This is a genomic window from Kocuria salsicia (genome assembly GCF_039532055.1).
In the GTDB taxonomy this organism is placed as follows: Bacteria; Actinomycetota; Actinomycetes; order Actinomycetales; family Micrococcaceae; genus Kocuria; species Kocuria salsicia.
In genome coordinates this window covers 16,668-40,594 of sequence record NZ_BAAARF010000024.1, presented here as the reverse complement: position 1 = coordinate 40,594, position 23,927 = coordinate 16,668, and the positions used below count along the sequence as shown (strand labels likewise).

At 70.8% G+C, this 23,927-nt stretch carries 21 protein-coding genes; 14 read left to right on the top strand and 7 right to left on the bottom strand.

From position 1 onward, the window contains the following. The first annotated feature begins 43 nt into the window (after positions 1-43). The 3 genes from ABD264_RS11735 (at position 44) to serA (ending at position 3,608) form a co-directional block, all read left to right on the top strand. A complete protein-coding gene (locus ABD264_RS11735; protein WP_055086077.1) occupies positions 44-580 on the top strand; it encodes an LbetaH domain-containing protein in 537 nt (178 codons plus the stop codon). Between the two features lie 5 nt (positions 581-585). Further along, positions 586-1,701, top strand: a complete 1,116-nt coding sequence (locus ABD264_RS11730; protein WP_290500240.1) for a glycosyltransferase — start codon at positions 586-588, stop codon at positions 1,699-1,701. Between the two features lie 710 nt (positions 1,702-2,411). Then, positions 2,412-3,608 (top strand): phosphoglycerate dehydrogenase, encoded by a 1,197-nt coding sequence (serA, locus tag ABD264_RS11725; protein WP_144943160.1) that lies wholly within the window; start codon positions 2,412-2,414, stop codon positions 3,606-3,608. A gap of 82 nt (positions 3,609-3,690) precedes the next feature. Here serA and ABD264_RS11720 read toward each other — a convergent pair whose 3' ends face one another. Next, the gene (locus tag ABD264_RS11720; RefSeq protein WP_144943159.1) at positions 3,691-4,332 is read right to left on the bottom strand and encodes a Dps family protein; all 642 of its coding nucleotides are present in this window, start codon (positions 4,330-4,332) and stop codon (positions 3,691-3,693) included. Between the two features lie 242 nt (positions 4,333-4,574). On the opposite strand from ABD264_RS11720, the gene ABD264_RS11715 reads away from it, so the two are divergent. From ABD264_RS11715 to pknB, 8 genes are all read left to right on the top strand, one after another. Further along, entirely contained in the window at positions 4,575-6,731 is a 2,157-nt protein-coding gene (locus ABD264_RS11715; RefSeq protein ID WP_303106255.1) for an oxidoreductase, read from the top strand. 208 nt (positions 6,732-6,939) lie between these two features. Next, positions 6,940-7,773, top strand: a complete 834-nt coding sequence (locus ABD264_RS11710) for an FHA domain-containing protein (RefSeq protein ID WP_303106253.1) — start codon at positions 6,940-6,942, stop codon at positions 7,771-7,773. Position 7,774: 1 nt separating this feature from the next. Further along, positions 7,775-8,299, top strand: coding sequence for an FHA domain-containing protein FhaB/FipA (locus tag ABD264_RS11705; RefSeq protein ID WP_303106251.1), 525 nt, complete (start codon positions 7,775-7,777; stop codon positions 8,297-8,299). A gap of 3 nt (positions 8,300-8,302) precedes the next feature. Then, a complete protein-coding gene (locus tag ABD264_RS11700; RefSeq protein WP_303106250.1) occupies positions 8,303-9,883 on the top strand; it encodes a PP2C family protein-serine/threonine phosphatase in 1,581 nt (526 codons plus the stop codon). Continuing rightward, positions 9,880-11,610 (top strand): FtsW/RodA/SpoVE family cell cycle protein, encoded by a 1,731-nt coding sequence (locus ABD264_RS11695; RefSeq protein WP_313960154.1) that lies wholly within the window; start codon positions 9,880-9,882, stop codon positions 11,608-11,610. Before ABD264_RS11700 ends, ABD264_RS11695 begins: the two co-directional genes overlap by 4 nt. Further along, the gene (locus ABD264_RS11690) at positions 11,607-13,049 is read left to right on the top strand and encodes a peptidoglycan D,D-transpeptidase FtsI family protein (protein ID WP_144943154.1); all 1,443 of its coding nucleotides are present in this window, start codon (positions 11,607-11,609) and stop codon (positions 13,047-13,049) included. The genes ABD264_RS11695 and ABD264_RS11690 overlap by 4 nt, the downstream gene beginning before the upstream one ends. Then, positions 13,046-14,815 (top strand): protein kinase domain-containing protein, encoded by a 1,770-nt coding sequence (locus tag ABD264_RS11685; RefSeq protein ID WP_144943153.1) that lies wholly within the window; start codon positions 13,046-13,048, stop codon positions 14,813-14,815. Before ABD264_RS11690 ends, ABD264_RS11685 begins: the two co-directional genes overlap by 4 nt. A 5-nt stretch (positions 14,816-14,820) precedes the next feature. Continuing rightward, complete coding sequence (gene pknB / locus ABD264_RS11680; protein WP_344206194.1) at positions 14,821-16,773, top strand: Stk1 family PASTA domain-containing Ser/Thr kinase; 1,953 nt, start codon at positions 14,821-14,823, stop codon at positions 16,771-16,773. Positions 16,774-16,957: 184 nt separating this feature from the next. Here pknB and ABD264_RS11675 read toward each other — a convergent pair whose 3' ends face one another. Continuing rightward, complete coding sequence (locus tag ABD264_RS11675; RefSeq protein ID WP_055082492.1) at positions 16,958-17,599, bottom strand: anthranilate synthase component II; 642 nt, start codon at positions 17,597-17,599, stop codon at positions 16,958-16,960. A gap of 199 nt (positions 17,600-17,798) precedes the next feature. Here ABD264_RS11675 and ABD264_RS11670 point away from each other — a divergent pair, with 199 nt between their 5' ends. Continuing rightward, the gene (locus ABD264_RS11670) at positions 17,799-18,605 is read left to right on the top strand and encodes a cell division protein CrgA (protein ID WP_055082494.1); all 807 of its coding nucleotides are present in this window, start codon (positions 17,799-17,801) and stop codon (positions 18,603-18,605) included. A gap of 49 nt (positions 18,606-18,654) precedes the next feature. Continuing rightward, positions 18,655-18,861, top strand: a complete 207-nt coding sequence (locus ABD264_RS11665) for a hypothetical protein (protein WP_144943151.1) — start codon at positions 18,655-18,657, stop codon at positions 18,859-18,861. Between the two features lie 129 nt (positions 18,862-18,990). Here ABD264_RS11665 and ABD264_RS11660 read toward each other — a convergent pair whose 3' ends face one another. The 4 genes from ABD264_RS11660 to ABD264_RS11645 all read right to left on the bottom strand — a co-directional run bounded on the left by ABD264_RS11660 (position 18,991) and on the right by ABD264_RS11645 (position 21,872). Continuing rightward, positions 18,991-19,548 (bottom strand): YceI family protein, encoded by a 558-nt coding sequence (locus ABD264_RS11660; protein ID WP_055082497.1) that lies wholly within the window; start codon positions 19,546-19,548, stop codon positions 18,991-18,993. Positions 19,549-19,675: 127 nt separating this feature from the next. After that, positions 19,676-20,335: a flavin reductase family protein gene (locus ABD264_RS11655; protein ID WP_083482298.1), complete on the bottom strand. Its 660-nt coding sequence runs from the start codon at positions 20,333-20,335 to the stop codon at positions 19,676-19,678. A gap of 214 nt (positions 20,336-20,549) precedes the next feature. Beyond that, on the bottom strand, positions 20,550-21,077 hold the full coding sequence (locus ABD264_RS11650) for a flavin reductase family protein (RefSeq protein ID WP_144943150.1): 528 nt from the start codon (positions 21,075-21,077) through the stop codon (positions 20,550-20,552). 87 nt (positions 21,078-21,164) lie between these two features. Beyond that, a complete protein-coding gene (locus ABD264_RS11645) occupies positions 21,165-21,872 on the bottom strand; it encodes an alpha-ketoglutarate-dependent dioxygenase AlkB family protein (protein WP_144943149.1) in 708 nt (235 codons plus the stop codon). A gap of 106 nt (positions 21,873-21,978) precedes the next feature. Between ABD264_RS11645 and ABD264_RS11640 the strand changes: the two genes are divergently transcribed. Next, on the top strand, positions 21,979-22,956 hold the full coding sequence (locus ABD264_RS11640; protein WP_144943148.1) for an LLM class flavin-dependent oxidoreductase: 978 nt from the start codon (positions 21,979-21,981) through the stop codon (positions 22,954-22,956). A gap of 89 nt (positions 22,957-23,045) precedes the next feature. Here ABD264_RS11640 and ABD264_RS11635 read toward each other — a convergent pair whose 3' ends face one another. Then, positions 23,046-23,861, bottom strand: coding sequence for an alpha/beta fold hydrolase (locus ABD264_RS11635; RefSeq protein WP_145011013.1), 816 nt, complete (start codon positions 23,859-23,861; stop codon positions 23,046-23,048). Positions 23,862-23,927: the final 66 nt, after the last annotated feature.

Here is a 23,927-nt window from a genome sequence, read left to right as displayed (position 1 = left end):
CGCGAGCAGCACGAGCACACAGCCATCCACGAAGGGGAGAAGCATGGGAACCACCACACGCCGTCTGGCCACATTCACCGGCCGAGGCTACGACAAGGGCAGGGGAACGCTGCAGTGCGCCGCATGGGCGCTCGTGGCGGAGCCGCTGCAGCGCTCGGTGCTGTGCCCGCCGAGCGTGCGCACCCGCATCCTGCGCGCGTTCGGGGCGCAGATCGGCGACGGCACGCTGATCCGCCACGACGTGCGCATCCACTGGCCCTGGAAGCTGAGCGTGGGTGAGAACACGTGGATCGGAGTGGGTGCCTGGCTGCTGAACCTGGAGCCCATCACGATCGGCTCGGACGTGTGCATCTCGCAGGGCGCCATGCTCTGCACCGGAAGCCACCGCGCTGACGACCCCGCCTTCGAGTTCGACAACGCCCCCATCACCGTGGCCGACGGCGCCTGGATCGCCCTGCGCGCCACGGTGCTGCGCGGCGTGAACGTGGGCGAGGGAGCCGTGGTCGGTGCCACTGCACTCGTCACGCGTGACGTCCCCGCGGGTGAGCGCGTCCTCGCCCCGGTCTCGGCGAGGGCGTGAGCGGCATGCGCATCCTGCAGATCGTCGCGCTCGTCTCCGGGACAAACGCCTACGGCGGCCCCACGACCGTCGCCTTCAACCAGTGCCGCGCGCTCGCCGAGGCAGGCCACGACGTCGTCCTCGCCGCCACCGGATCCGGCCTCGGCACGCCGCTGCCCACCGAGCGCGACGGCGTGCACACCCGTCTCTTCCGCCCGTCCTACGTGCTGCCGGGGGCCGGTTTCGCGGGCCTGACCTCACCCGCGATGCTCACCTGGGTGCGCCGGGTGGCCGCGAGCGCGGACGTGGTGCACGTGCACACCGCCCGGGACCTGCTGACCCTGCCGTCCGCGTGGCTCGCGGAGCTCTCCGGGACCCGCGTGGTGCTGCAGACCCACGGGATGATCGACCCCTCGGACCACCCCCTCGCGGGCCCGCTGGACGCCGCCCTCACCCGGCGCGTGCTGCGCGACGCCCACCGCGTCTTCTACCTCACGCCGCAGGAGGAGCAGGACGTCGCAGAGGTGGCACGTGGGCCCGTGAACCTCATGGAGCTGCACAACGGCATGCCCGTGAACCCCACGCCGCGGGCTCCCGGGGACGACGACGTGTGCCGGGTGCTGTTCCTCGCCCGCCTCCAGGAGCGCAAGCGCCCGCTCGCGTTCGTGGCCGCCGCGCGTGCGCTGGCGGAGCGTTTCCCGCGGGCCGTGTTCACCCTCGTGGGCCCCGATGAGGGCCAGGGAGACGCCGTGCGCCACGCGATCGAGGACTCCGGTCTGGGCGAGCGCCTCACGTGGGCCGGCGCAGTGGACTCCGCCGGTGCCGCCCGCTGGATGAATGACTCGGACCTCTACGTGCTGCCCTCCGTCAACGAGCCGTACCCCATGTCCGTGCTCGAGGCCATGTCCACCGGCCTGCCGGTGGTCGTCACAGACACGTGCGGTCTGGCGGAAACCGTCCGCCGAACGGGGTCTGGGACTGTCGTTGACGACTCCCAGCAGCATCTGGAGGCGGCCCTCGCCGAGCTGCTGGCGGATCCGCAGCTGCGGCGACGCCGGGGAGAGGCCGCACGGGAGACGATCGCGCGGGAGTACGGCATGGACGCCGTGCTCGAGCGGCTGCTCGAGGCCTACCAGGACTGAGCGCCGCGCAGGATCACGTACCGCGGGCCCCAAGATGATTCTCGGTTCCCACGGTGCGTTTCGGTGCACGGTCCACGCGGGGCCCCGCAGCGCGACGCGCGGGCCCCTACAAGCCGTAGGTACCGTCCCCCGAGCAGGGGACACGGGAGTGGCCGAACGGCCAGTCCGAGCTGTCCATCGGCCATCGGAAGTCTGGCCGATGGACAGTATCCGCGGGGTGTGTACTCTCCGTACGGTGGTTGCTGCCGGGTTCGAGAACGGACGGAGCACACAGATTCCGCACGGACCGGCCCGGCACTGCACAGTCACGATCACTACTCAGTCACGATCACTACTCAGTCACGATCGCTGCTCGCTCACGCGCACTGCAGGAGCAACGAGACAAGGACGTACACCGTGGATATCGCCACTTCCGCCACCCAGCCCCTGGGCAGCGTGGCCGGCATCGAGCTGGACTTCCTCACGGCCTTCGGGATCGCGGGCTGACGGGTTCACCCTGTGAGCCTGCTCGTCATGCATGGGCGGGGGGACGCTCCACCGCCCGGCTCCAAGTACCCCACCCGCGGTGGGGGCCTTGGGCCGTTCGAAACCGCCCCGGGGACAACACCCCCTCCCCCCCTGTCCCGGGGCGGTTCCGAACGGTGTGCCCGGATACCTGGCATGGCCGACGCGGGAGGAAACGCCGCAGACCCACCCCTTAGGATGGACGGGTGAAGGCCTTACTCCTTGAGAACATTCATTCCGACGCCGTGGACGCGCTGCGAAGCCGCGGCTTCGAGGTCGAGACCCGCAAGGGCGCCCTGGATCCCCAGGAGCTGCTCACCGCACTGGACGGCGTGGACCTGCTGGGCATCCGTTCCAAGACGCAGGTGACGCGCGAGGTCCTGGAGGCCCACCCGCAGCTGCAGGCGGTGGGGGCGTTCTGCATCGGGACCAACCAGATCGACCTCACCGCGGCCACGGACACCGCCACCGCGGTCTTCAACGCGCCGTTCTCCAACACCCGCTCCGTGGTGGAGCTCGCGCTGGGCGAGATCATCGCCCTGGCCCGCCACCTCACGGACAAGAACGCGGCCATGCACCAGGGCGTGTGGGACAAGTCCGCCAAGGGCTCCCACGAGGTCCGCGGCCGCACCCTGGGCATCGTGGGCTACGGCAACATCGGCAAGCAGCTCTCCGTGGTGGCCGAGGCCTTCGGCATGGACGTCTACTACTACGACGTCGTGGATCGGCTGGCCATGGGCAATGCCACCAAGTGCGACTCGCTCGAACAGTTGCTGGGCACGGTGGAGACCGTGACCCTGCACGTGGACGGGCGCGAGAGCAACACCAACATGTTCGGCCGCGAGCAGTTCCGCCAGATGCGCCCCCGCTCAATCTTCTTGAACCTCTCCCGCGGCCATGTGGTGGACATCGAGGCCCTGCAGGAGGCCCTGGTCTCCGGGCACCTGGCCGGTGCCGGCCTGGACGTCTACCCCTCCGAGCCCAAGGCCGCGGGCGAGCCCTTCGAATCCCCGCTGCAGGGGCTGCCCAACGTGATCCTCACCCCGCACGTGGGCGGTTCCACGGCGGAGGCGCAGGAGAACATCGGCGGTTTCGTCTCCGGCAAGCTCATCGACTACTGCCGCTACGGCACCACGAGCCTGTCCGTGAACTTCCCGGAGGTGCAGCTGGACCCGTTCATCCACGGCACCCGCCTGCTGCACATCCACAGCAACGTCCCCGGCGTGCTGGCCCGCGTGAACTCCACCCTGGGCGAGCACGGGATCAACGTGGACCGCCAGCAGCTCGTGACCAAGGGCCAGATGGGCTACATGGTCACGGACTGCGCCAACGGCGTCACGGACGAGGTCGTGGCCGCCATCAAGGCCCTGCCCGAGACCATCCGGGTGGCCACGGTCTCCTGACCCGCCCAGCATGCAGGAACCCCCGACCCTCACCGCTCTGCGGGGGAGGACCGGGGGTTCTTCTGCGTGCGGGGGCGGCGGATCAGCCCTTCTGGCCGGAGCCCGCCTTCTTGCCTGCGGACTTGCCCGACGTCGCACCCTTGCCGGACTTGCCGGCCACGGCCTTCTTCACGGCCTTGGCTGCGGCCTTCTCCGTGCGCGCGGAGCTGTTCTCCAGCACGCCGGAGTCGTTCTCGATGTGTGAGCGCATGAACCACTGGAACAGCTCGAGGCCGCGCACCTGGGCGATCAGCATGTCCTCGGTGATGGGGTCCACGTCCCCCACCTCTGCCAGGGCGGCACGGTGGTCCTGGATCACGCCGTCGTAGACGAGGTCGAGGGCCGCGAGGTGCTCCACCCCGGAGGCACGCATGACGTCGTAGTCGTCCCACGTGCGCCCGGACACGATGGTGCCGGGCAGGCCATTGGGCGAAACGCCCATGGTGGCCATGCGCTCGGCCACCTCGTCCACGTAGCCACGGACCTCGTCGATCTGGGGGTCGAGCATCTCGTGCACCGAGATGAAGTTGGGACCCACCACGTTCCAGTGGGCGTGCTTGAGGGTGAGCTGCAGGTCGTTGAGCGCGTTCAGGCGCTGCTGCAGGACATCGGCCACCGCGTGACCCTGCTCGGTGGTGAGACCGGGGACCGTGTAGGTGGCGTTCTTGCTGGACTTCTTGGCCATGACAACCTCCTCGTCGGGGCGGGGTGCGGCCGGACCGGCGCGCCCCTCGGCCCTTATTCTGATGTCTTCATAATAACACCGTGTCGCACCGCCCACCAGGGCCAGCACCCGGCGGGACCTTCTCCCGTGCTCTGGCGGTCCCCAGACCCGTGGTGCAACGTCGGACCTCCCGGCCCGATCGGATTGGTGATCCAGCTCACGAGCTCTAGGGTGGAGGAAATAACTGAGACTTGGAGTATCGGATGACGTCCTACCCCCACCTGCTGGCCCCCCTGCGCGTGGGCTCGCTGACCCTGCCGCACCGCATGATCATGGGCTCCATGCACACGGGCCTCGAGGAAACGCCGGGCGGTGAGCACGAGCTCGCGCGGTTCTACGTGGAGCGCGTGCGGGGCGGGGCCGGACTCATCGTCACCGGCGGCATCTCCCCCAACGAGGAGGGAGCGGCCCGCCATGACGGCGCCCACCTGAGTCGTGAGGACCAGCTGCCGCCGCACCGCACGGTCACGGACGCCGTGCACTCGGAGGGCGGGCTGATCGCCCTGCAGCTGATGCACAGCGGCAGGTACGCCATGCACGCGAACGCCGTGGCGCCGTCGCCCCTGCGTGCGCCGATCAACAAGGTGACCCCGCGGGAGCTGAGCACCGAGGAGGTCGAGCGCACCGTCGAGGACTTCGCCCGTGCCGCCGCGCTCGCTCAGCAGGCCGGCTACGACGGCGTGGAGATCATGGGCTCGGAGGGGTACCTGATCAACGAGTTCCTGGTGGTTCACACCAACCAGCGCACGGACCGCTACGGGGGCTCGGACGCCGCCCGTCGGCGCTTCGCGGTGGAGGTCGTGCGCCGCGTGCGGGAGGCCACGGGCCCGGACTTCCTGGTGATGTACCGGCTCTCCGCCCTGGACCTGGTGCCGGACGCGCAGGAGTTCGAGCAGGTCCTCGCGCTCGGCCGCGAGGTGGAGGAGGCCGGGGTCTCGATCATCAACACGGGCATCGGCTGGCACGAGGCGCGGATCCCCACCATCGCCACGAACGTCCCGCCCGCCGCGTTCACGTGGGTGAGCCGCGCCCTGCGCGAGAACCTCTCCGTGCCCGTCGCGGCCGTCAACCGCATGAACACCCCGGAGATCGGCGAGGACGTGATCGCCCGGGGAGACGCGGACCTCGTGTGCATGGCCCGCCCGTTCCTCGCGGACCCCGCGTTCGTGGCCAAGGCCCGCGAGGAACGGCCGGCAGAGATCAACACGTGCATCGCGTGCAACCAGGCCTGTCTGGACCACACCTTCTCCGGCAAGCGGATGTCCTGCCTGGTGAACCCGCGGGCCATGCGGGAGGACGAGCTCGCGCTCGGACCCACCCGCACGGCGGAGCGGATCGCCGTGGTGGGTGCGGGCCCGGCGGGGATGGCGTTCGCCGAGGCCGCCGCAGCCCGCGGGCACCACGTCACCCTGTTCGAGGAGCAGCCGGAGATCGGCGGCCAGTTCCAGCTCGCCCGCCGGATCCCCGGCAAGGCGGACTACGGCCACACCATCCGCTACTTCCGCACCCGCCTGGCCGAGCTGGGAGTCACTGTCCGTACCGGGCACACCGCCACCTCGCAGGACCTCGCGGACGCGGACCGCGTGGTGCTGGCCACGGGCGTCACGCCGCGCATCCCCGGGATCGCCGGGGAGGACGGCCCCACGGTGCTCGGGTACAAGGACGTCCTGGAGGGCGCACCCGTGGGTGAGCGCGTGGCAGTGGTTGGCGGCGGCGGGATCGGCTTCGACGTCGCCCACTTCCTCACGCACGACCCGGACGCGGACTTCTACCGCGAGTGGGGCGTGGACCGTACGCTCGAGGCCCGCGGCGGGCTGCTGCGCCCGGAGCCGACCGCGCCGCTGCGCCACGTCACGGTGCTGCAGCGCGGCGAGGGCAAGCCGGGGGCACGCCTGGGCACCACCACGGGGTGGATCCACCGTGCGGAGCTGCGCATGGCGGGCGTGGACTTCATGACCGGCGTGCAGTACCAGCGCATCGACGGGGACGGCGTGCACGTGCTGGTCCCGGGCACCGGCACGCTGGAGGACAACGCGGCGGGCGGCGGCGCCGGATCGGCCCCGCGCCAGCAGACCCGCGCCGGGGCCGCCGCTGCCGCGGGGCACTCGCAAGCAGTGCGCCAGGAAGCCGGGCACCCGGGCGCGGCCACCGCGGTGGCGCTCGCCCCGGGGAAGGTCGAGCTGCTCGTTCCGGCGGACACCGTGGTGCTGTGCGCGGGGCAGGAGTCCCGCGCCGAGCTCGCGGAGCAGCTGACGGGTGGGCGCCCGGTCCACGTGATCGGCGGTGCCCACGTGGCCTCCGAGCTGGACGCCAAGCGCGCGATCAAGGAGGCCGTGGAGCTCGCCGCCAGCCTGCCCTGAGCGGGGAGGGGACGACGCCGCCGTGCCCGGCGTGGCGGCCCCCGATCGCGCCGCACGCGGGCCGCCGCCGCCGCGCACGGGAGACCTGTCACCGCTCGCACAGCCACTGCGGCTACTATTCTGGGGACTGCTGACGACCGTGTGCCACACCGCCCCCCTGCGGTTGCACTGAACGCACCGCCACTGGCTGGCCGAGAAAGGAGGCGGGATGGGTTTCTGGACCGGACTGGAGAACGGGATCGAGAAAGCGGTCCGCACCGCCTTCACCGCCGGCTCCCGCAAGCGGGTCGAGGCCGTGGAGATCGCGAGCGCGCTGCGCCGCGAGCTGGACCAGGAGTCCTTCACGGTGAGCGGCGGGCGCACCATGGCCCCCAACGTGTTCACGGTCGAGTTCTCGGACGACGACTTCCCGCGCGCCCAGGAGTGGGGCGTGCAGCTCGCGGAGGAGCTGTGCGACGTCGTCATCCGCCACGCCCGCTCACAGGCCTACACGCTGCAGGGCGCGGTGCGCGTGAGCTTCACCCGCAACTCGGAGCTCGAGGCGGGGAACTTCGACGTCGTCCCCTCGTTCGAGCGCACGAGCACACCCCCGGCCCCCGCCAACGCCGGGACCTCCGCGCGCGCACCCCAGCCCCCGGCTCCCGCACCGGCCCGCACCACGCGGGATGGCCGCACCACGACCTCCGCCCCCGGGTACGCCCCTGCCGGGCCCGCCGACCACGAGGCCCCTGCGCCCGTCCTGCGGAAGGTGCCGGTGATCGAGGTGGGATCCGAACGGTTCTCCCTCAACGCGGACAGCGTGAGCGTGGGCCGCTCCTCGCAGGCGGACATCACCGTGGAGGACACCGGGGTCTCCCGCAAACACCTCGAGATCCGCCGCCAGGGGAGCAACTTCCTGGCCGTGGACCTCGGATCCACCAATGGCTCCTATGTGGACGGCCAGAAGATCCAGGGACGGGCCCAGCTCGTGGACGGCTCCGTGATCGCCATGGGACGCACCAGGCTGGTCTTCCGGCTGCTCGTGCCGAAGGAGGGGCGCTGACGTGTCCGAACTGACCGTGACCCTGCTGCGCTACGGTTTCCTCGCGCTGCTGTGGGTCTTCATCGCGGCCGTGGTGTACTCGCAGGCCCGTGACCTGACCGTCAGCGGCCGAGCGCGCACCGCCGCCCGGGCCGGCAGCGCCCGCGCCGCCGAGCCCCCGCGGCAGGAGCGCAGGGCCCCCGAGTCCGCGCCGGAGCCCCGCACCTCCGCGCCCACCACCGGCGGCACGCGCCACCGGCCCCAGCAGCTCGTCGTCGTCGAGGGCCCGCTGGCCGGCAGCAGCTACCAGCTCGGCTCCGCCCCGGTAATGCTGGGCCGCTCGCCCGAGGCCACCGTGCCCCTGGAGGACGACTACGCCTCGGGCCGCCACGCCCGGCTGTTCCCGCAGGGCTCCCGCTGGTTCCTCGAGGACCTCGGTTCCACCAACGGAACCTTCCTGCGTGACCAGAAGATCTCCCGCGCCGCCGCCGTGGACCCCGGCGTGCAGTTCCGCGTGGGGCGAACCGTGATGGAACTGAGGCCGTAGCCCATGCCCATCGCCTTCCGCTATGCGGCGCGCTCCGATGTGGGCCGCGTCCGCTCGAAGAACGACGACTCCGCCTACGCGGGGCGCTACCTCGCCGTCGTCGCCGACGGCATGGGCGGTCACGTGGGCGGTGACGTGGCCTCCGCGTCCGCGGTCATCGACCTCACGCACCTGGACCACGCCGGCCACGACGGCGACGGCGCCACGGTCCTCGCGGACGAGATCCAGAACGCCAACCAGAACCTCGCCAAACTCGTGCAGTCCAACCCCCGGCTCGGGGGAATGGGCACCACGGTCACCGCCCTGCTGATCGACGGGGACGAGATCTCGGTGGCGCACATCGGGGACTCGCGTGCGTACCGGCTCTCCGAGACCGAGGGCTTCGAGCAGGTCACCACGGACCACACGTTCGTGCAGCGACTCATCGACGAGGGGCGGCTGCGGCCGGAGGAGGCCGAGACCCACCCCCACAAGAACGTGCTCATGCGGGTGCTCGGGGACGTGGACGCCTCCCCCGAACTCGAGGTGCGCACCGTGCGCCCCGCCGTGGGCGAGCGCTGGCTGCTGTGCTCGGACGGGCTCAACGCCGTCGTGAACGCGCAGACCATCGAGAACGTGATGCGCTCCACCGGGGACCTCAACCAGATCGTGAACTCCCTGGTGGAGCTCACCCTGGACCGCGGCGCCCCGGACAACGTGACCGTGGTGGTCGTGCAGGTGGGCGAGATCCCGGACGGCCGGGAGGCCCACCCCATGACCGGCGAGGCCATGGGCGCCGTGCCGGACGAGTCCCGCACCTCGGACGAGCAGCTGCGCAGTGAGAGCGAGGCCGTCGAGGAGTGGGACGGCCCCATGGACTCCCCCGTGGCAGGGGGCGGCCGCGACTACCGCGAACCCGGACGCAGCACCGGCCCGGGCGCCAGCGGGGACGAGCGGTCCTCGGCGTCCGTGCTGCGCGGGGACCTCGCCGAGCGCCCCCACCTGCTGGTGGGCGCCGCGGCCAACGCGACCCAGACCGGTCGGATCCCCATGGTCTCCGACTCTGCGATCCAGCGCCGCGCAACCATGCTCTCCACCTCCACCCTGGACGTCACCGCGGACCCCGCCGAGGTGCGCAGCCTGCTGCGCCGCAGGGGCGAGGACCCCGGGCGAGGCTCCACGCGCCGTCGTGCCCTGGTGGTCGCAGGTGTGCTCGTGCTCGCCGTCGCCCTGCTGCTGGGCGGCTGGGCCGCCCGCGCCTGGACCTCCTCGCAGTACTACGTGGGTGAGGAGCAGGGGAAGGTAGCCGTGTTCCAGGGCGTCTCGCAGTCCCTCGGGCCCATCTCGCTGAGCGAGTTGGACTCCACCACGGAGATCTCCGTGGACTCGCTCTCCCAGTACGCCCGGGAGCGCGTACGCGCCACGATCCCCGCCGGCAGCCGCGAGGAGGCCGAGAAGATTGTGGCGGACCTGAAGACCTCCACCGGGCCCGGGCCCCATCCCACGGGCCGAGTAACCGTCACGACCCCCACCCCGACGACCTCCGGCAGCCCCTCCCCCAGCCCCGCCGCGTCCTCCGCCACACCGGGGGGTGACGCCTCGTGAGCTCCCCCGCTACCACCACGACGGCCTCCCCCGCCGACTCCGCGCCCGTCGTGCGCCCCAGGCCCCGCCGGATCATCGAGCTGTTCCTGCTGCTGCTCGCGCTGTGCATCGGCGTGGGCGCCAACATCCTGGTGGACCCGGACCAGCTGCGGGAGGACCCCCGTCACATCGTCCTCAGCGGCGCCGTGCTCGCCGGCGGCGCACTGCTAGTGCACGTGGTGCTGTGGATCCGCGCGCGCTACGCAGACCCCTACCTGCTTCCCATTGCCGTGGCCCTCAACGGACTGGGCCTGGCGATGATCCACCGCATCGACCTCTCCACCGGTCAGAGCGCGGCGAACACCCAGGTGGTATGGACCGCGGTGGCCATGGTGACGTGCTGCGTGGTGCTCTGGTTCCTCAAGGACCACCGCCGGCTGCGCAACGTCACCTACATCATGCTGCTGCTCTCGGCGCTGCTCCTGCTGCTGCCGATGGTCCCGGGGCTCGGCGTGGAGATCAACGGGGCCCGACTGTGGATCTCCGTGGCCGGACGCACGTTCCAGCCCGGTGAGATCGCCAAGATCACCCTGGCGATCTTCTTCGCCGGATACCTCTCCACCAACCGGGACCTGATCCTGCTGGCCGGGCGGAAGATCGGCCCCGTGCGGCTGCCCCGCTTCCGGGACGTCGCGCCCATGCTCGCGGCCTGGGTGATCGCCATCGGCGTCCTCGTGCTCCAGAAGGACATGGGCACGGCCATCATGTTCTTCGGCCTGTTCCTGGCCATGATCTACCTGGCCACCGGCCGCCTGGGCTGGATCGTGCTGGGAGTGGCGCTCATGGCCGTGGGCGGGTTCGCCGCCAGCAAGGTGTTCTCCCACGTGAGCCTGCGCCTGGATGCCTGGCTCGACGCCTTCGACCCCGAGGTCTACAACCGTTCCCCCGGTGGCTCGGCACAGATCGTGCAGGGCCTGTTCGGTCTCGCCTCCGGCGGGCTCTTCGGCAAGGGGCTAGGCCAGGGCCGCCCGGACCTCGTCTCGTACTCCAACTCGGACATGATCATCACGGCGTTCGGCGAGGAGCTCGGGCTGATCGGCCTGGGCGCGATCCTCGTGCTGTTCCTGCTCTTCGCCACGCGCGGGCTGCGGGCCGCCCTGGGCACCCGGGACGCGTTCGGCAAGCTGCTCGCCGCGGGGCTCTCCGCCCTGATGGTGCTCCAGCTGCTCGTGGTGATCGGCGGTGTCACGCGGCTGCTGCCGCTGACCGGTCTCACCACGCCGTTCATGTCCGCCGGCGGCTCCTCGCTGCTGTCCAACTGGATCATCGTGGCCGTCCTGCTCGCGATCTCCCACAGCGCGCGTCGGCCCGTGGTCACGGGCCCCGCCACGGACGAAGACCTCGCCTCCGTCGAACGACGACGCCGCGCACGCGAGCAGCAGCGCGACGTCGCCGACCCCTCCGCCCGCGACACCGGCGGCGCGCCGTCCGAGGCCCGCACCGAACCCACGCGCTCGGCCGCGCTCAGCTCCTCCGCGGGAGCGCACGCGGGCGCGGACGACACCGCCGAGGCCGGCTCAGCGACCGAGGTGATGTCCCGGCTCGCGGACCGCTCCGGATCCCCGGCGCAGAGCAGGCGCGGGGACGCGAAACGCGAGGCCACCGGCAGCCCCCACGCGGGGACCGGCACGAAGAAGAAGAATGCCCCGGTGCAGGACGACGACCAGCAGGAAGGAGGGACCCCGTGAACAAGGCGATCCGCAGGATGTGGCTCATGGTGGCGGCGATCGTCGTGGTGCTGCTGCTCGCGCTGACCTACGTGCAGTTCTTCGCGGCCGGTTCCCTCAAGGCCAACCCCTGGAACAACCGGACCCTGTACGAGCAGTTCGGCCAGGACCGCGGCTCGATCCTGGTGGGCGGCAAGGAGATTGCCACCTCCCAGCCGTCCGACGACGACTTCGAGCACCAGCGCGTGTACACCGACTCCCCCATGTACTCGAACCTCACCGGCTACTTCTCCCTGGTCTACGGGGCCACGGGCCTGGAATCGGCCCTGGGCGACGAGCTCTCCGGCGCCTCCGACGACCAGTTCTACGACCGCGTGATGTCCATGTTCTCCGGCGACCAGCCCAAGGGCGCGTCCGTGGAGCTGACCATTGACCCGGACCTGCAGAAGGTCGCCTACGACGCGCTGGAGGGTCACAACGGCTCCATCGTGGCCGTGGATCCCAAGACCGGCGAGATCAAGGCCATGGTCTCCCGCAAGAGCTACGACGCGAACTCCATGTCCTCCCACAACACCGAGGAGGTGGTGGCCGCGTCCGACCAGCTCAACGCGGACCCGGACAAGCCCCTCGTGAACCGCGCGATCGGCGGAGACCTCTACGCCCCCGGCTCCACGTTCAAGCTCATCGACACCGTGGCGGCCCTGGAGTCCGGGAAGTACACCACGGACTCCACCCTGGAGAACCCGAGCGAGCTGCCGCTTCCGGACACCACCGTGACCCTGCCGAACTACCGGCAGGGCGGGTGCTCGGCGCGCACGCAGGTGAACCTGCAGTTCGCCCTGGAGCAGTCCTGCAACACGCCCTTCGCCTCCATCGCGATGGACCTGGGACAGGACAAGATCCGGCAGACCGCCGAGAACTTCGGCTACGGCCAGGACCTGGACATCCCCCTGCAGGTGACCCCGTCGGTCTTCCCGGACCAGATGAACCAGTCGCAGCTGGCGCTGTCCTCGATCGGGCAGTACGACGTCCGGACCACCCCGCTGCAGGTCGCCATGACCTCCGCGGCCATCGCGAACGGTGGAGTGATGATGAAGCCCAGCCTGGTCAAGACCGTCCGCTCCTCGGACCTCTCCGTGATCGACGAGTTCAAGTCGGAGCAGCTGCGCCGCTCCACGGACACCGAGACGGCCAAGACGGTCACGGACCTGATGACCTCGGTGGTGGACAACGGCATCGCCTCCGGCGCCAAGGTCGACGGCGTCAAGGTGGCCGGCAAGACCGGCACCGCGGAGATCGGCAAGGACGGATTGAACGATTCGTGGTTCACTGGATTCGCACCCGCGGATGACCCCCAGTTGGCGGTGTCCGTGGTGGTCGAGGACGTGGACGTCACCACGGGCTCGGCCCTGACCAGCCCCAGCGCACGGCAACTCTTCGAGGCGGTGTTGAACAAGTGAGACCATCGTCGAACACCATTCTGGGCGGTCGCTACGCGCTCACGGAACGTATTGCCATCGGCGGCATGGGCGAGGTGTGGAAGGCCAAGGACCAGGTCCTGGGCCGCATCGTCGCGGTGAAGATCCTCAAGGACGAGTACAACGGGGATCCCACGTTCCTCCAGCGCTTCCGCGCGGAGGCCCGGCACACCGCGCTGCTCAACCACCCCGGTGTGGCCAACGTCTTCGACTACGGCGAGGACGAGGGCTCGGCCTTCCTGGTCATGGAGCTCGTGCCGGGTGAACCGCTGTCGAACATCATCGACCGGCAGAAGACGGTGGACCCGGACACGGTGCTCAACTACATCGGGCAGACGGCGCGCGCCCTGGCCGCCGCGCATGCCCAGGGCCTCGTGCACCGGGACGTGAAGCCCGGCAACCTGATCATCACCCCGGACAACCGGGTCAAGGTCACGGACTTCGGCATCGCCCGCCTCGCGGACCAGGTGCCGCTCACCGCCACGGGACAGGTCATGGGCACTGCCCAGTACCTCGCGCCGGAGCAGGCCACGGGCCAGACCGCCACCGGCTCCTCGGACATCTACTCCCTGGGGATCATCGGCTACGAGCTGCTCGCGGGCCGGCGTCCCTTCACCGGGGAGTCGCAGATCGCGATCGCCCTGGCGCAGGTCAACGACAACCCGCCGCCGCTGCCGGACTCGGTGCCGGAACCCGTGCGCGCGCTCATCATGTCGATGCTCGCGAAGGACCCGGAGGACCGGCCGGGCAACGCGGGCAAGCTCGCCAACGCCGTCGACGCTCTGCGCCGGGGGGACGTGAAGTCCGCCGTGGCCATGGTCCCGGGCATGGCGCCGCTGCTGTCGGAGAAGTACACGCAGGAAGACCAGCCCACGGAGGCGATCACCCCCGTCACGGGTCCCCGCACGCGGGCCATGGACGGCACGGCCGCCTCCCCCGCGGCGATCGGGACAGGCTCGGCCGCCGCGGCGGACCGCCCGGATCCCAGGTACAGTGCGCACCCCTCCACGGCTCAGTTCGACGCCGTGGACCACTCCGCGCGCGGGTCCCGCAAGGCCGAGAAGTCGGGGGGGCGCTCCGTCTGGGCCTGGCTCCTGCCGTTGCTGATCCTGCTCGTGGTGCTCGCCGTGGCGGGTGTCTGGTTCCTCACCGGCCGGGACTCCTCGGACTCCCCGGAGCCGGGAACCGTGACGTCCTCCACCGTGAGCCCCACGGACGCGAACGCCGTCACGCTGCCCGCCAACATCGTGGGCCGGGACGCCCAGAGCGTCTCGGACGAGATCGTCGCGCTCGGCGTGAACGTGGACAAGCGCCTGCAGCAGGGCACCGGCAAGGCCGAGAACACCGTGGTCTCCTCGGATCCCGAGGGCGGCTCCCGGGTGGAGATCGGCTCCACGGTGGTGCTCTACGTGGCCTGGACCCCGTCCTCGAGCGCCACGCAGAACTCCGGTGCCGACACCGGAAGCTCCCGCGAGGCCACCTCGCCCGCGCGTGAGGAGACCGCCGCGCCCGCGGCTCCCACCCAGCCCGCGAACGGCGGCGCCACCCAGGGCGGGGTTGACGACGGCGGTGCGACGAACGGCGCGGCAGACCCCACCCAGGGCGCTTCGGACGCCCAGGCGCAGGAGCCCGGCACGAGCACCGGCAATGACTCCTCCGGCCAGGGCACGTCCGGGCAGGGCTCGAACGGCGATGCCGTGGCGGCGCCCGCCACTCCGGGCAGTCCGGGCACCGGTACAGACGGGTAGCGGGCATGGCGGCGTCTTCGATTCCTGATCTGATCAACAACCGCTACCAGGTGGGCGAGATCATTGGCCGTGGCGGCATGGCCACCGTGCACCTGGGCCAGGACGTCCGGCTCGGGCGCCGCGTGGCGATCAAGATCCTGCGACCGGAGCTCGCCGCGGACGAGACGTTCCACGAGCGCTTCCAGCGCGAGGCCCACGCGGTGGCGTCCCTGAACCACCACTCGATCGTCGCCATCTATGACACCGGCGGGATCACTCCCCAGGGCCCTGACGGGGTGCTGCGGCCCTACATCGTGATGGAGTACGTCCCCGGCCAGACCCTGCGGGAGCTCATCCACGGTGACGGGGTCACCCCCGAGCATGCCGTCGAGTACATGCTCGGCATCATGGACGCGCTGTCCTTCAGCCACCGTGCCGGGATCGTGCACCGGGACATCAAGCCGGCCAACGTCAAGGTCACACCGGACGGCGGCGTCAAGGTCATGGACTTCGGGATCGCGCGCGCCGTGGAGGACACGCAGGCCGCGCTCACGCAGTCGCAGGCAGTGCTCGGCACCGCGCAGTACCTCTCCCCAGAGCAGGCCCGCGGCGCTGCCGTGGATCCCCGCTCGGACCTCTACTCCGCCGCCTGCGTGATGTTCGAGATGCTCACCGGGCGCGCCCCGTTCGTGGGCGAGTCCTCCGTGGCGATCGCCGCGCAGCACGTGCGGGACGCTCCGCCGGCGCCGTCGGCGCTGAATCCCCAGCTGCCACCCGCCGTGGACCGCTTCATGGAGCGTGCGCTCGCGAAGAACCCCGAGGACCGCTTCGCGGACGCCGGGGAGATGCGACGCGCCCTGCGCGACCTCGGCGCGACCCTGCCCGGGGACCTCGGCGCGACCCAGCCCATCGACACCGCACTGGCCGGGGACTCCAGCACCAAGACCCTTCCCGCGGTGGGTGCCGGTGCACCCGCCGCGGCGGTGACCGCGGCGGGGCGAAGCGAGGACGCCGAGCCCTCGGGCCCCACACCCGCCCAGCACGGGGACCTCGATCCGGACGACGCCACGGACCCCGTGCCCGTGGCCGCCCCCGCCACCGCTGCGGCACCCCGCAAGCGACGGGCCTGGCTGCTGCCCGTCCTCCTCCTGCTGCTGCTCGCCCTGCTGGGCGTCGGCACAGTCATGGGAGTGCAGTGGTGGCAGTCCCAGCAGGCCGAGCAGGTGACTCGCGTGAGCGTCCCCCAGGTGGTGGGGATGGACAGCACCACCGCTGAGAACACCCTGCGCGACGCCGGGCTGAACCCCGCGTTCACCACCAAGCACGACAGCAGCGTGCCGGACAAGCACGTCATCAGCATGGACCCCACGGCCGGGACAGAGGTGGACGAGGGCTCGACCGTGGCCGTGGTGGTCTCGGACGGGCCCGAGAACGTGGATGTCCCCGGAGACCTCGTGGGTCAGTCGCTGGACTACGCCCGTCAGGCGCTGCAGAAGGCCGGACTGGGCGTGGGCGAGGTGACCACCGTCAACAGCGCCACCGTGGCGGAGAACGTGGTGATCTCCAGCGATCCCACTCCGGGCACCTCCGTGGCACACGGCAGCGCTGTGAAGCTGCAGGTCTCCTCCGGGAAGGTCACCGTCCCGGACGTCGTGGGCATGACCCGCGCGGAGGCGGAGCAGGCGCTGCGCGCGCTGGACGTCCGGCTGGGCTCGGACGTGAAGATCGAGGAGACGCAGGACGCCGAGACCGGCACGGTGCTCGCGCAGTCCGCGCCCGCCGGCTCGTCCGTGAGCCAGGGCTCCACGATCACGCTCACTGTGGCGCGCAGAACCACTCCCTCCCCCACCCCCACGCAGGAGGAGACCGCGGAGCCCACGCCCACTGAGGAGGAGACGACGGCGCCCACGGCCCAACCCACCCAGAGCCACGCCACACCACGGCCCACGGCGTCACGCGGGGGCCGTGGCAACGGCTGAGCGGATGAGCGAACGCCCCGGACACTCGATGGTGTCCGGGGCGTTCGTCGTTGGTGGTGCGTTCACGGTTCGAGGGGCTCGCAGGTCGGCGCGTCTGGGATCTCCGAACGGCGGCGGTCCGCCGCCTCCGCAAGGTTCGCGCCCGGCGTCGTCGTGGTGTGCCGCGAGGGGCGAAGGAGTCCGCTCAGGCGGTCATGAGCGGGGAGAGCCCCGCCGCCGCGGCCGCCGCACCGTGCTGGCCCACGCTTTCGAGCCAGTTGCCGAGCATGAGGTAACCACCCTCGGTGAGGACGGACTCGGGGTGGAACTGGACCCCGTGCAGCGGTGCGCTGCGGTGCTTGAGTCCCATGACCGCGCGGCCGTCGTCGGTGGTGGCGGTGACCTCCAGGCAGTCCGGGACGGTGTCCGCGTCCACGGCCAGGGAGTGGTACCGGGTGGCGGTGAACGGGGAGGGCACGCCGGGGAACACGCTGTCCTCGTTGTGGACCAGGCGGGAGGTCTTGCCGTGCATCAGCTGCTGGGCGTGACCCACGCGGGCGCCGTAGACCTCGCCGAGGGCCTGGTGGCCCAGGCACACCCCGAGCAAGGGCTTCTGGTTCACCTCGGCCCAGCGGATCAGGTCCGAGCACACGCCGGCGTCCGCCGGGGCACCGGGGCCCGGAGAGAGCAGCACGCCCTGGTGCTCACCGGCCAAGGCGGTGGCGGCGGAGACGTCGAGGTCGTCGTTGCGGACCACGGTGGTCTGGGCGCCCAGCTGCTGGAGATAGCCCACCAGGGTGTAGACAAAGCTGTCGTAGTTGTCCACCACGAGAATCTTCACGGACACTCAAGAACTCCTGCGCGTTCACCAATTGACAGAACGTGCGCAAGTCTACGCCCGAGGCGGCCGATAGACTGAACGCCGATCCCACCGGGCCCCGCACCGCGCCGGGCGGATGAGGTGCCTCGGGCCGCAGCGGCCCACCCGCGCTCCGCCCCGGCCGGCCCCTCACCGGGAGCCCACCCATCAGGAGGAATGAACAGCATTGGCCCAGTCCCAGAAGCGCTTCCGCCGCTCCCGCAAGGATGACGACGACGCCCAGCAGTTCGTCCTGACCGATCGGGACCGGGAGCTCGCGGCCCTCGCCGCCGAGATCCTCCCCCGTAACAGCGCGGCGGCCTCCTTCGAACGGCACGCGGCGCGCAATGCCGGCTCCACGTCCGTCTCCGCCAAGGACGCGGTCACGGACCACGAGCTGGTCGACGACGACGCCCCCGCTGCCCGCGCGCACGGCACTTCGGAGAAGGCGGCGGGCAAGAGCACGGGCACCGCCACGGCAGGCACCGATGCGGACGCAGCCACCGGAGCCGAGGGCGATGCCGCGTCCGCCGGGGGCGCAAAGTCCGCGGGCCGCAAGAAGCGCGCCGGGAACAACCCCCGCAAGGGCGCGAGCAGGGTCGGTGCGACGGCGCGGACGGACGCCGCGGCGTCCGCTGCCGCTGAGGGCTCGAGGAGCGAGAGGGCCACGGGCGCGGCCGCCAAGAGTACGGAGACTGCCGAGGAGACGCCGGCCGAGCTCAAGGCCCGCCGCAAGCGCGAACTGGCCGCGAAGCGCCGCGAGGAGAAGGCGGCCAAGGCCGAGGAGCGCGAGCGCCGCGCTGTCGACTACCAGCCCACGCCCACGTGGTACAAGGTCATCATGGTGGGGCTGATGATCGTGGCCCTGCTGTGGATCATCTCCTACTACCTCTTCCAGGGCCTGATCCCCATTCCCGGGATCGGCGTCTGGAACCTCGTGATCGGGCTCGGGTTCATGCTCACCGGCCTGATCATGACCACCCGCTGGCGATGACCCCGGCCCCGGTCAGCCATCCCGCCCGCCAGGCCCGTCAGGAGTGCCCGTGAACATCCCGTCCGACCCGCCGCAGGAGGGCGACTCGCGCCACGTCGCCGATCAGACAGCGAGTGACCTCAACACCGAGGCGGATCGCCACCCGACCCGTCATCACGTCAACCCCGCGCGCATGGAGGTGCGGGTGCGCCGCATTGCGCTGATCGGGCTCATCCTGGTGCCGGTCGTCTACTTCGTGGTGCAGTCCCTGCGCTGACGGCAGCCCCGAGAGCGGGCAGCGTGCGCACAGAACGCGCCCCTCAGGACTGTGTCCTGAGGGGCGCGTTCAGTGCTGTCCGGAGTCAGTGGCTCACTGCGTCCAGCTCTGGCTCAGTTGCAGCCGAGCTCAGTTGGAGCTGGACTCGGGAGCGGTGAACTCCACGTCCAGGGTGATGTTCACCTTGTCCGAGACCATGACCCCGCCGGTCTCGAGGGCGGCGTTCCAGGTCACGTTGAACTCCTTGCGGGAGATCGAGGTGGAGGCGCTGAAACCGGCGCGGGTAGCGCCGAACGGGTCCACGGCCACGCCGTTGAACTCGACGGCCAGGTCCACGTCCTTGGTCACGTCGCGCAGGGTCAGCTGGCCCTTGACGGTGCCCTCGTCGCCGTTGAGCTCCACGCCGGTGATCTTGTAGGTCATCTGCGGGTAGTTCTCGACGTCGAAGAACTCGGCGCTGCGCACGTGGTTGTCACGGCCCTCGTTCTTGGTGTCCACGGAGTTGGTCTGGATGGTGACGAGACCGGTGTTGTTGGCGGAGTCATCGGTGACGTTCAGCTCGCCGGAAACGTCGCTGAAGACGCCGCGGACCTTGGAGATGCCCGCGTGGCGGACGGAGAAGCCCACCTCCGTGTGAGCCGGGTCCAGGGTCCAGGTGCCGGGGGTCATGCCTTCGAGGGTGCTCATGTCGTACTCCTTCGGGTTGGCGGGCGCCGTTCGACGTCCAACTGCTTGCTTCGGAAACTAATCTACGACGAGATACATGCCGCGTCAACCTATGCAATAAAAAGTAACTTGAGCGACCGGGAACGACTCAGGCACGCAGTCCCAGGACCGACTCCTCGCTCAGGCCGTGGAACTGGCGCTGGTGGTACACGAGCGGACGGCCGGAGCCCTCCATGCCCAGGACCTCCACCACGGCCGCGTTGAACACGAGGGACGGGCCCGCCTTGATCCGTGCCAAGGGAATGGCCCGCAGCACTCGGCGCACGTCCGTCAGGCGCGGTTCGCCAGTGGGCAGGGTGGTCCAGGGCATGTCGTCCCCGAAGCGGGGTGCGCCGGAGACGGCGAAGGAGCGGGCGAGGTCGACGTCGTCGGCGTCCAGGAAGTGCACCACGAACGACGTCGCGGCGGCCACCACCGCGGCCGACCCGCGGCTGGCCTGCAGAGAGAAGCCCAGGATGGGCGGGTCCGCGGAGATGGAGGACACCGACGATGCAGTGAGCCCCACCGGACCCTCGGGGCCGGTCGCCGTGATGATCGCGATGCCCGCGGGGTGCTGGCCGAACGCGGACTTGAACCCTTCCGTCAGGGCCGGATCGCTGCGCAGGGCCTCGGTGGGCGCCACGAGGTCCACGGCCTGCGCGGACACGCGCTCGGCCTCGGCGCCGGACGAGGGAACGGTCTCGGGCGCCGGCCCCGAGTCCGGGCTCTGGGGCGTGGTGGACGTGGTGTGGCTGACGCGTTCCGGCATGATGGGTTCCTCTCACACGGCTGTGCTCCGGGATCGGCGGTTTCTTTCCGCTAATTTCCGGCCACTGTAGATCCTTCCAGGCGAATCCTGTCCAACCTATTCTTTGCCAGTCCACATTCTGGGCCACACCGCGTCGAAGAACGTCATGTTGGGGGACAGAACCGCAGGCTCGCAGCGCAGTCGGCGACGGTTTTCGGTCCTCGGTCCTCCGCTGTCAGACCAGACCCCGGTACTCCCGCGCGAAGTGGATCAGCGGGCGGTCGGCCCGCCCGGCGTCGTCACCCCTGCCCATGGCCGTGACCCTGCCGACCACCACCAGGTGCGTGGCGGCGGTGTGGGTGGAAACGGTGTCGAGCTCGAACCAGCTCAGGCAGCCGTCGATCACCGGCGTACCGCTGCGCTCGGTGCGGTGGAAGGGGACGGTGTCCAGCAAGCCGTCCACCGGGTTGCCGGGGCTTGCGAGCCAGTTGGCCACGGAGCGCTGGTCCACGTTGAGCAGGGACAGGGTCCACGTGCCGGTGCTCGCCACGGCCTCGCACATGCGGCCCATGTCGTAGAGACACACGAGCATGGTGGGCGGGTCGTAGGAGACGTCCGCGAACGCTGTGACGGTGATGGCGTGGTCCTTGCCCCGGTAGCGGGCGCACACCACCCCCACCCCCACGGCGTGGTCCGCGGCAAGCGTGCGGTAGCGCTCCACCTGCGTCTCGGTGGGGCTGGGATCCAACGGCTCGCTCTTCATGGCTCCAGTCTGTCACCGCCGATGACGACGCCGCCCGGCCGGGTTTGTCCCGGGGGAAACGTTAGCGACCGACGGCCTCAGGCACCCTCACCTGCCGCCGCAACCTCCGGTCATGCGCAGCGTGATGTTCAGCCGCCCGCCGTTCTTCAGCCCGAGCTGACGCCCGCCCGTTCCGGGGAGCACCTTGGGGACACCGTGGAACGCGTAGCGGGAGGGCCCTCCGAAGACGAACAGGTCCCCCGAGCGCAGCTCCACGTCCTGGTAGGGCGCGGCGCGGGTCTCGGTGTTGCCGAAGCGGAACACGCACGTGTCACCGAGCGAGAGGGAGACGATGGGCGCCGCCGAGAACTCGTCCTTGTCCTGGTGCATGCCCATGTGGGCGGCGTCGTCGTAGAAGTTAACGAGCGCGGAGTCCGGAGCGAAGTCCCGGACCAGGCGCGCGGCGTCCGGGAGGCCGACGTCGTGCCCCGGGTCCCCCAGGTACGCGTCCGCGACCGCCCGCGCGCCGAGGGCGACCAACCATTCCGGCAGCTCCGGGGCCCGGCAGCCACCGTCCGCGCCGTAGCCGTAGGTCGCGCGGCCGCTGCCGAGCATGACCGACTGCACGGACATCCGCCCGCCGCCGGCGAGCACCTTGTGCTCCATGGGAGCGGCGCGCACCCACTCACGGGCGACATCCACCAACCGCTGCTGCCGCGCGGGGTCCAGCCACCCCGGAACGTGGACCGCGCCGGGCACCAGGACAGCCCGCTCGCGGGGGACGGTGAAGAGTTCGTCCACCTCGTACTCGGCCATGACCGCACCATAGGCCACCCGTCCGACACCGGGAACGCCACCAGGAATACCCCCGCCGCCGAGGCCGTTATTTCCACAGCAAGTTTTCTTCTGGAAAGGTTTTGAAATGGCACTGCCCCTGTCGGTCATCGACTTCGCCACCGTGCGCGAGGACCAGTCCCTGGGCCAGAGCTTCGCGGACTCCGTGACGCTCGCCCAGCATGCGGAGCGTCTGGGCTACTCGCGCGTCTGGTACGCCGAGCACCACAACATGTCCACGATCGCGTCCTCAGCCCCCGCGGTGCTGATCGCGCACGTGGCCGCCCACACCGAGAGCATCCGGCTGGGCTCCGGCGGCGTCATGCTGCCCAACCACTCCCCGCTGACCGTGGCCGAGCAGTTCGGCACGCTCGCCGAGCTGCACCCCGGGCGCATCGACCTGGGCCTCGGACGCGCGCCGGGCACCGACCCGCGCACGCTCCGGGCGCTGCGCCGCTCCCCGGAGGCTGCCGAGAACTTCCCGCAGGACGTCAAGGAGCTGCAGGGCTACCTGAGCGGCAACTCGATCGTCCCGGGCGTGAACGCGGTTCCGGGCGCTGGCACCAACGTGCCCCTGACCATCCTCGGCTCCTCCCTCTTCGGGGCCCAGCTGGCCGCCGCCTATGGACTGCCCTATGCCTTCGCCTCCCACTTCGCACCGGACGCCCTTGTGGACGCGGTGGCCGCCTACCGCTCCCAGTTCCAGCCCTCGGAGCAGCTGTCCGAGCCGTACGTGATCGCGGCGGTGAACGTGATCGTCTCCGAGGACGCGCAGGACGCCGCTCGGCAGCTCGAGGCTTCCCAGCGTTCCCGCGTGCGCGCCATGGTGGGCCGCGGCCGCGAGTTCACCGAGGAGGAAATGGACATGGTCATGGCCTCCCCCGCCGCGTCCCAGGTGCTGCACATGATCAGCTACACCGGCGCTGGCACCCCGGACACGGTGGTCGACTACCTGCACCGTTTCGCCGAGCACGCGGATGCGGACGAGCTCATGATCTCCCCCACGGCCACCCGCCAGCCGGACGTCCTGACCTCCATGGAGCTGCTCGCCAAGAACTGGAACTGAGTCCGCCCCAGAGCGACACGCCGGTCGACGACGCCGTTCGACACTCCGGGCGCGGCGGCTCGCGGCACCGCACGGGCCTCCTCCCCCGGTCAGACGAGGGAGTCCAGGAACCGCAGCAGGGCGGCGTCGTAGTCTGCAGGGTTCTCCATGTTCGGCGTGTGCCCGCTGCGGGGAACCACCGCGAGCTCGCCGTGCGGCAGCAGCTCGGCCATCCTCCGGGCTGCGCCGCCGTCGAACGCATCCCCGTCCCCCACGACCACGAGCGCGGGCTTGTGCCACGACCGCAGCGTCTCGGTGAAGTCGTTGCGCTCGGCACGCCCGCGCATGGCCGCGGCCGCCCCCTCCGCCGGACACGCGGCGATCATCTCGCGCACCGTGTCGGCCACCACAGGCAGCCGTTCCACGTTGTCCTCGCGGATCATGGAGGCGAGCACCCTGTCCGCGTAGGCCGGCATCCCGCCCGTCAGGATCCCGTCCGCGCCCACGTGACGACGACGCCGCCCCGCCGCGTCCTCGGCGTGCGGCACCGTGTCGTTGACGACCAGCGCGGCCACCCGCTCAGGGTGGGTCGCAGCAATCTGCAGGGCCACCTGCCCCGCCATCGAAAACCCCACCAGCACCACTGAGTCCAGGCCCAGGCGGTCCAGCAGCGCGATGGTGTCCGCCGCGAACTCCTCGGTGTAGACGATGCCCGGCGTGACTTCCGAATCTCCGAAGCCGCGCAGGTCCGGGGCGATCACGCGCCATCCCTGGTCAACGAGCACCGGGATCTGCGCGTCCCACATGGAGCGGTCGTAGCCGTGGCCGTGCAGCAGCACGACCGCCAGACCCTGCCCCTCGTCCGTGTAGGCGAGCTGCGTGTCGCTGACCCGGGCGGTGTGAGTGGCGAACGTCGATCGGCTCATGCGCCCATGATGCCAGCTCCGGGCACGCGACCCGCGGGCCACTCACCAGGCCGGTCCGCCCCGGTC

Excerpts from the sequence above, each read along its gene's own strand:
- ABD264_RS11735 (WP_055086077.1), top strand. The coding sequence starts at position 44 with ATGGGAACCACCACACGCCGTCTGGCCACATTCACCGGCCGAGGCTAC.
- ABD264_RS11730 (WP_290500240.1), top strand. The coding sequence starts at position 586 with ATGCGCATCCTGCAGATCGTCGCGCTCGTCTCCGGGACAAACGCCTAC.
- ABD264_RS11720 (WP_144943159.1), bottom strand. The coding sequence starts at position 4,332 with ATGGCCAAGAAGTCCAGCAAGAACGCCACCTACACGGTCCCCGGTCTC.
- ABD264_RS11715 (WP_303106255.1), top strand. The coding sequence starts at position 4,575 with ATGACGTCCTACCCCCACCTGCTGGCCCCCCTGCGCGTGGGCTCGCTG.
- ABD264_RS11710 (WP_303106253.1), top strand. The coding sequence starts at position 6,940 with ATGGGTTTCTGGACCGGACTGGAGAACGGGATCGAGAAAGCGGTCCGC.
- ABD264_RS11700 (WP_303106250.1), top strand. The coding sequence starts at position 8,303 with ATGCCCATCGCCTTCCGCTATGCGGCGCGCTCCGATGTGGGCCGCGTC.
- pknB (WP_344206194.1), top strand. The coding sequence starts at position 14,821 with ATGGCGGCGTCTTCGATTCCTGATCTGATCAACAACCGCTACCAGGTG.
- ABD264_RS11660 (WP_055082497.1), bottom strand. The coding sequence starts at position 19,548 with ATGAGCACCCTCGAAGGCATGACCCCCGGCACCTGGACCCTGGACCCG.
- ABD264_RS11655 (WP_083482298.1), bottom strand. The coding sequence starts at position 20,335 with ATGCCGGAACGCGTCAGCCACACCACGTCCACCACGCCCCAGAGCCCG.
- ABD264_RS11650 (WP_144943150.1), bottom strand. The coding sequence starts at position 21,077 with ATGAAGAGCGAGCCGTTGGATCCCAGCCCCACCGAGACGCAGGTGGAG.
- ABD264_RS11645 (WP_144943149.1), bottom strand. The coding sequence starts at position 21,872 with ATGGCCGAGTACGAGGTGGACGAACTCTTCACCGTCCCCCGCGAGCGG.
- ABD264_RS11640 (WP_144943148.1), top strand. The coding sequence starts at position 21,979 with ATGGCACTGCCCCTGTCGGTCATCGACTTCGCCACCGTGCGCGAGGAC.
- ABD264_RS11635 (WP_145011013.1), bottom strand. The coding sequence starts at position 23,861 with ATGAGCCGATCGACGTTCGCCACTCACACCGCCCGGGTCAGCGACACG.